The 6,927-nt window shown below is 46.7% G+C and carries 7 protein-coding genes and 1 pseudogene; 2 read left to right on the top strand and 6 right to left on the bottom strand.

From position 1 onward, the window contains the following. Both L693_RS28445 and L693_RS0123030 read right to left on the bottom strand, forming a co-directional pair. Positions 1-238: pseudogene (locus tag L693_RS28445) on the bottom strand (TrmH family RNA methyltransferase); the annotation flags it as partial. 64 nt (positions 239-302) lie between these two features. Further along, the gene (locus tag L693_RS0123030; RefSeq protein ID WP_025720318.1) at positions 303-965 is read right to left on the bottom strand and encodes a potassium channel family protein; all 663 of its coding nucleotides are present in this window, start codon (positions 963-965) and stop codon (positions 303-305) included. Between the two features lie 163 nt (positions 966-1,128). Here L693_RS0123030 and L693_RS0123025 point away from each other — a divergent pair, with 163 nt between their 5' ends. Then, the gene (locus L693_RS0123025) at positions 1,129-1,362 is read left to right on the top strand and encodes a small acid-soluble spore protein SspI (protein ID WP_025720316.1); all 234 of its coding nucleotides are present in this window, start codon (positions 1,129-1,131) and stop codon (positions 1,360-1,362) included. Between the two features lie 155 nt (positions 1,363-1,517). Here L693_RS0123025 and L693_RS0123020 read toward each other — a convergent pair whose 3' ends face one another. From L693_RS0123020 to L693_RS0123010, 3 genes are all read right to left on the bottom strand, one after another. Next, positions 1,518-3,098 carry a peptide chain release factor 3 gene (locus tag L693_RS0123020; RefSeq protein ID WP_025720315.1) on the bottom strand — a complete coding sequence of 527 codons (1,581 nt, stop codon included), beginning with the start codon at positions 3,096-3,098 and terminating at the stop codon, positions 1,518-1,520. A gap of 309 nt (positions 3,099-3,407) precedes the next feature. Next, positions 3,408-4,964 (bottom strand): glucose-6-phosphate dehydrogenase, encoded by a 1,557-nt coding sequence (zwf, locus tag L693_RS0123015; protein WP_025720313.1) that lies wholly within the window; start codon positions 4,962-4,964, stop codon positions 3,408-3,410. Between the two features lie 185 nt (positions 4,965-5,149). Further along, positions 5,150-5,914, bottom strand: a complete 765-nt coding sequence (locus L693_RS0123010; RefSeq protein WP_025720311.1) for a YwmB family TATA-box binding protein — start codon at positions 5,912-5,914, stop codon at positions 5,150-5,152. Positions 5,915-6,501: 587 nt separating this feature from the next. Between L693_RS0123010 and L693_RS32000 the strand changes: the two genes are divergently transcribed. After that, on the top strand, positions 6,502-6,633 hold the full coding sequence (locus L693_RS32000) for a hypothetical protein (protein WP_269320861.1): 132 nt from the start codon (positions 6,502-6,504) through the stop codon (positions 6,631-6,633). 101 nt (positions 6,634-6,734) lie between these two features. Here L693_RS32000 and L693_RS28440 read toward each other — a convergent pair. Then, positions 6,735-6,927 (bottom strand): response regulator transcription factor (locus tag L693_RS28440; RefSeq protein WP_197030037.1); only part of this gene is annotated, 193 nt, incomplete at its 5' end.

Genomic DNA, 6,927 nt, shown 5'->3' with positions numbered 1-6,927 from the left:
CCGCCGACACGGGAATCCATTCCACCGGCTGGTCGGCTTGGTCCAGGCCATTCAGCTCGGCGGGAATGCCCTTGTCCAAATCATAAGCGATGCTTTCAACAGCCGCGTTCGAGCGCAGCGCTTCCTGCACCAGATGAATACCCTCGACAATATATTTATGCTGCCGGGTGCGATGCTTTTTTTCCAACAGCTGCGCCCATTCTTTTACACGCGCATTGTTCGGTGAGATAATTTCCATACGTTATCCGTCCATTTCTTCGATAATAAATGAGGCTTCATTTATACATAAATACCAGCCTCTCCTATGCAGCAAAAGCCAGCTCCAGCTTGGTTAGATCATCTTTATGACCCACAATAATCAGCACATCCCCCGATTCCAGCCGATCTTCCGCATAAGGCGAGATGTTCATTTCCTGATTTCTACGAATCGCCATTACATTGCAGCCGAAGCGTGCTCGTATATCGAGCTCCTTGAGATTTTTTCCAATCATGGAATCAGCTGCTCTCATCTCTAAAATACTATAGTCCTTGGACAGCTCGATATAATCCAAAATGTTGGGAGATGTTAAATGATGGGCTACCCGCAGCCCCATATCCCTTTCAGGGTAAACGACCTTATCTGCACCAATTTTGTGCAGTACCTTCCCGTGCAGTTCGTTTTGTGCTTTGACCACTAGAGTCGGTACCCCCATATCCTTAAGGATCAGTGTCGTCAGAATACTGGCTTGTATATCTTCGCCAATCGCGACTACGACCACGTCAAAATTACGAATACCCAGCGCTCGCAGCGCCTCCTCATCCGTCGAATCGGCAGATACGGCATGCGTCACAATATTTGACATCTCCTGTGTACGCTGCTCGTCCGAGTCAATAGCCAGCACATCAAAACTCATCTCACTCAGTGCGGTGGCAATACTGGAACCAAAACGTCCCATACCAATGACCGCATACTGTTTTTTTGCCATTCCTTCTTACCTCCCGATCACCATTCTGTCCGTCATAGTATAGCATAACACGCTACAAACATAAATTTTGACATACCTATGGCAAATGCTTCTTTATGTATACCCAACAGTAGCCCAAGCCATAATACACCTGATAACTACTACAACATACGGGGAGGTACACATGCCCATTACACTGGATTTACGACAAGCGATTGTTCACAAAGTTCACGGCAAATCAGAAGCTGATCTTACAGATATGATTATGGGGTCAGTGGATGGACCAGAGGCCGCTTTGCCCGGATTGGGTGTCATTCTTGAGGTTGCCTGGAAGCATATGAGCCCAAGCCAACAGCAGGAATTCGTCCATTTGGCACATGAACAAATTGATAAAATCAAACCCGTTCCACTGACCTAGCTCCATCCCTGTCAATTCAAGTTCCTGTTTATAATCAGCTGTGCTTATTATTCTGCTCGTATTTGAAAATGAGAATAGTCCACTCGCTGTAACCTCGAGTGGACTATTCGTTGTATAGATCAAGCTAAGCTCAGTTTGAAATGCTGATTAAGCCCTTATGGAGCCATCTCCAAAAACTTGGCTGTCGGATTTTTCTCTATAGCCGTACGCATGGCATACTCGTTTTCGAACAAGGCGACATAATTTCCTTTTTTATCTTTTACCAGCGTAGAGTTAATACGGAACTTGCTCGGATCAATCTGTTCATCCACGATCCAGCGTGCAAATTGGAACGGCATACGCTGGAGCTGTACGTCTACTCCGTATTCGCCCTTCATGCGGTATTCAAATACTTCAAATTGCAGTTGGCCTACAACACCCAATAGCGTATCGTCGAAGCTTACCGTGCGGAACACCTGGATCGTGCCTTCCTCGGTAAGCTGATCAATCCCCTTCTGATACTGCTTGTGCTTTAAGGCATTTTTCACGGTAACCTTGGCGAAGATTTCAGGCGAGAAGGTCGGCAATTCATCAAATACGACCTCACTGCCTTGACTGAGTGAATCGCCAATACGGAAAATACCCGGATCAAACAATCCAATAATATCGCCCGGGAAAGCCTCCTCGACAATATCACGATCCTGTGCCAGAAACTGCTGCGGCTGGGACAGCTTAATCTCTTTGCCCATCCGTACATGCTTCACACTCATCCCGCGTTGGAACTTACCAGACACGATGCGCAAAAATGCGATACGGTCCCGGTGAGCCGGGTTCATGTTAGCTTGAATTTTAAATACATAACCGGTAAACTTCTCGTTTGTTGGCTCGATTTCCCCCGCTGTGCTGCGACGTGGCTCCGGTTTGGGAGCAAGCTGAAGGAAGTTTTCCAGGAACGTTTGCACACCGAAATTATTGATTGCACTACCGAAGAATACAGGTGTTAATTCTCCGCGCTGCACTTTCTCCATGTCAAAAGGGTCACCCGCTACATCAAGCAGCTCCAAATCCTGACACAATTGGTCATGCAGATATTCACCCGCCATCTCGCGAATGATCGAATCATTGTAATCCTCCACTTTTTGTACCTTAATCGTGGAATGATCATCTCCCTGAAACAGTTCGACCTGATTCTTGACACGGTCATAGACACCACACAGATCCCGCCCTGTACCAATCGGCCAGTTCATAGGAACCGAACGGATACCAAGCACCTGCTCCAGCTCTTCCATCAGATCAAAGGGGCTGCGTCCCTCACGGTCCAGCTTGTTAATAAATGTGAAAATCGGTATTCCACGCTTCGCACATACTTGAAACAGCTTGATCGTCTGCGCCTCCACACCTTTCGCCACGTCAATCAGCATGACCGCACTATCTGCGGCTGTCAACGTGCGATACGTGTCTTCACTGAAATCCTGGTGACCCGGGGTATCCAGAATGTTAATACGATGTCCCATATAATCAAATTGCATAACGGAGGATGTAACCGAAATCCCCCGCTGCTTTTCAATTTCCATCCAGTCACTCGTCGCATGCTTGCTTGCTTTACGCGCTTTAACTGTACCCGCAAGACGAATGGCGCCCCCGAACAACAGCAGCTTTTCCGTTAGTGTCGTTTTCCCCGCATCCGGGTGAGAAATAATCGCAAACGTGCGCCGTTTGTCAACTTCCTGTCGAAGTATATCTGTTGTTTTACTCATTTCACATATCCCTTCATGATCAAATCCATTCATTCCTTGCTCAAGCTATTCATAAAAAGGCCATGATGCACGCCTATTTTCATAAGTTCATTGGAGCTACCAGCTTCAATACTGCTAGCTCCAGTATTCGGCGTACTCCGTCACCGTATTCATTATAAATACGATCTTATTTACATGTTTTAGCCTGCCTTTAACTTATAATCAGTTGCAAACTGAAAACCTCAGACTAAGCTATTATAGCATACTCCGAACGCAAAGCATCCCCTTACATCCTGAAGAGGACATAGGGGGATGCTGGACAAATCGGGATTATTGAGCGCCGCCTACCCGCCAGATGACATTATCTTCATCCTGACCGCTGACCGGCCACCACTTGAAGCCGTCCTGCTCCAATAGCTTGTGGGCACCTTCCGGTCCCCATGAGCCGGCAGCATAGGTCTCCAGCGTGTCCGGGGTTTGCTGCCAAGCCTTGGCAATTCGGTCGACGAATCTCCAAGCTGTGGCAACCTCATCCCAACGCGTAAAGTACGTCGAGTCACCCTCAATCGCATCCATCAGCAACCGTTCGTAAGCCTCCGGTGAGTTAATGCCCACCATGCAGCTTTGGCAAAAATCCATAGCTAGCGGCTCAATATCTGATTCGGAGCCAGGCTTCTTGGCATTGATTTTAATGTAAATGCCCTCCATTGGATTGACCCGAATGACGAGCAAGTTCGGCTCCAGCGTATGCTTTTGACCGAGATACACATTTGTAGGCATGCTCTTGAATTCCACAACGATCTCCGTTGTTTTAACCGGGAGACGTTTGCCAGTGCGAATGTAGAACGGTACACCTGCCCAACGGAAATTATCTACAAACACGCGTGATGCAAAATAAGTCTCTGTGTTCGACTGTGGATCAACCTTATCCTCTTGACGATATCCGGGCAGCTGTTGGCCACGATAGCTTCCTTCAGTGTATTGACCACGTACCACATTGGTTTGCACATCCTCAGTCGATTCAAAAGGACGCAGGGAACGCAGCACTTTTACCTTTTCGTCACGGATATCTTCAGGCAACAAACGACTAGGCGGCTCCATCGCAATCATCGTCAGCATTTGCAGCATATGGTTCTGTCCCATATCGCGCAAGGCTCCGGAATGATCGTAGTAACCTCCGCGTTCTTCCACGCCTACCGTCTCACTAAGTGTAATTTGCACATTGGCAATATGCTTATTGTTCCACAATGGTTCAAAGAAGGCGTTTGCGAAGCGGATAACCTCGATATTTTGTACCATTTCCTTACCCAGATAGTGGTCTATCCGATAAACCTCTTCTTCGGCAAATACTTCTCGTATTTCAACGTTCAACTCTTGGGCAGATTCGAGGTTGTAACCGAACGGCTTCTCAATAACCAGACGATTCCAGCCCTTGCCATCCATCATGCCGCCTTCTTTCAGGCTTTTCGACACGCTTCCGAATAGCTCAGGAGCCAAGGCCAAATAAAACAACCGATTCCCCGGAATGTTAAATTTGTTCTCGATAGATTCCGTCTGCCGTCTCAGCTCATGGAAGCCCTCAACATTGTTGATATCCAGCGATTTATATTCAAAATGCTCGGCAAACGCCTGCCATTCTTGACCATTTTCTGCCTTGTAGCGACTAAACTCTTGTATGGAAGCGTACAAGTCATTGCGGAATTCTTCCTCTGTGCGAGGGCGTCTTGCTACACCAATAACGGCGAAATCTTCAGCGAGTTTCCCTTCACGGTACAAACTGTAAATTGCAGGAAATAGCTTGCGGCGAGCCAAATCGCCAGTAGCACCAAAAATAAACAAAACTGCACCTTGCATCACAACAGATTCTTTAACAGGTATGTCAGCCATGAAGTACCTCATTCTTCCCATGTCAAGATTCCGCAATCCACAATCCTCGAAATCCGCATGTAGTATTGTGTATATTTAAACAAGCATACTTGATTTTCGAAATACATGGAACTAAAGATTTGATGACATTTTAACATATCCCGCATGGATAAGCTATCCGATGAATCATAAATTTACCTTATAAGTCAGTACTCTATTGTAATAAGTGGAAAACCGAGGGTAATACGTGTATTATGCTCTTCCCCATCTTCATGCACAGCCATCTGCATGTGTATTCGATGTTCACCGCTTTGAATACTCAACGGTAGTTCTGGAGCTTCATAGGATACAGCCGCCGTAGTTGCATCTGTGTATCTTTCTTTGGCCTGCATGGAGAGTTTGGTTGACAAACCCTCCTCAGTTAGCTTCATCAGCTGATTTACGGATTTCCCAGAATGCAGTGAATGCTGAAAGGCTGTGTTCCACTGCGCTTGTACTCCCACAGATTTTAATAGTTTAGCGCAGAGTTTATGGAGACGGACCAGTTGCTCACGTCCTGCATCGCTGCTATCCAGTTGAACGACCACATACCATTGCTCAGCCTGCCGTTCCATCATGTTTAAACGTATATTAAGGTTTTTACTGTCACGAACAGAACGATATACTGTGTGCCCATTTTCTACAACCCTGTTTACGGCAGGCATATTCAATTGAGCAGCTATCTGTGCCGCTATAACCTCTGGATTTTCACCGTTAGCAATCCAATCCCCTTGCCATTTCACAACCAGCTTATCCAGTCTACCGAGGGTCTGATCCGAGACGATTAATAACGAGCGCAATGACTCTTCTGCCTCGCGGGAATCATATCGGGTCGTCTGAAGCGCTCCATAACGCCAGCCAGCCAGTACCAGCACCGCTCCCAAGACTACGATAGCAATCATCCCTTTTTTAAACATCTCTGCTTTTAGCATCGTCGTTCCTCCCGGTTCTTAACCATCCGTTCCCAAACACACTCTGGATATGCCCTTTTTCGGCTGGTTTAAAATCTATTAATCTATCAAAAGCATTCCCATTACCGGAGGTTCTATACGCACCAAGATACATCAATTTCTTTTTAAAATATTCATCTTCCTGATGGGTGTTCGACCATACATCGTAGGTCCCGTGAGAATAGACTATGATCACAACGCATCTTATCCCAAAAGAGGTGAAATCATGTATCCCATCTATCCTGTAAATGAAGCTAGCGTGGCACCTCATGGCGGACGCCTGGTGTGTGCGGTTATGAATGATGGTACACGACACGTCGGCATCTTAAGCGGGTGCAGCAAAGGCAAGTTAATGTTGAACGGATATCCTTCCTTCTCACCCGGCAGTCTTTATGCCGGCAGCTATAATAACAAGCGGAAACAACAAGCCAAGAAGGTATCCTCTAAGAAGAAAAAAAGAAATTCAAAAAACAAGGCAAATTCCTCTGCCAAACTAAATTCCTTAATTAAACCGCCCGACCAACCGCTAACTCCAGCTTACCCTTATAACGAGGGGGGGCTACCTGGGAGTGGCTACGGTGGATATGGAAGTGGTGGATCAGGCTATAGCGGCGGGTACAGAGGGTACGGCAGATACGGCAGATACGGCAGATACGGTGGATATGGCTATGGGGCAGGGCTTGCACTTGACTTGGCTTTAATCGCCTTTTTATTCCTACTTATCTAAGCATTGTGCATAGAACGAAAAAAACCGGAGGACTCAGCTTGCCCTCCGGTTCTTTGTCTTCGTTTATTAACCATTCTACTCTGCTAATCCGTTTTTGTAGGCATAAATTGCCGCCTGTGTGCGGTCCTCCACGCCTAATTTGGCTAGAAGGTTCGTGACATGGAATTTCACCGTCTTAATCCCGATTATTAGCTCATCTGCGATATCCTGATTGGATTTCCCTTGTGCCAACAAGCGGAGTACCTCCATTTCTCGATCCGTCAGTTCC

This window comes from Paenibacillus sp. 1-18 (assembly GCF_000520755.1).
In the GTDB taxonomy this organism is placed as follows: Bacteria; Bacillota; Bacilli; order Paenibacillales; family Paenibacillaceae; genus Paenibacillus; species Paenibacillus brasilensis.
This window is presented reverse-complemented; position numbering and strand designations above follow the sequence as displayed.

What these genes read in the sequence shown, in the direction of transcription:
- L693_RS0123030 (WP_025720318.1), bottom strand. Translation starts at nt 965, where the DNA reads ATGGCAAAAAAACAGTATGCGGTCATTGGTATGGGACGTTTTGGTTCC.
- L693_RS0123025 (WP_025720316.1), top strand. Translation starts at nt 1,129, where the DNA reads ATGCCCATTACACTGGATTTACGACAAGCGATTGTTCACAAAGTTCAC.
- L693_RS0123020 (WP_025720315.1), bottom strand. Translation starts at nt 3,098, where the DNA reads ATGAGTAAAACAACAGATATACTTCGACAGGAAGTTGACAAACGGCGC.
- zwf (WP_025720313.1), bottom strand. Translation starts at nt 4,964, where the DNA reads ATGGCTGACATACCTGTTAAAGAATCTGTTGTGATGCAAGGTGCAGTT.
- L693_RS0123010 (WP_025720311.1), bottom strand. Translation starts at nt 5,914, where the DNA reads ATGCTAAAAGCAGAGATGTTTAAAAAAGGGATGATTGCTATCGTAGTC.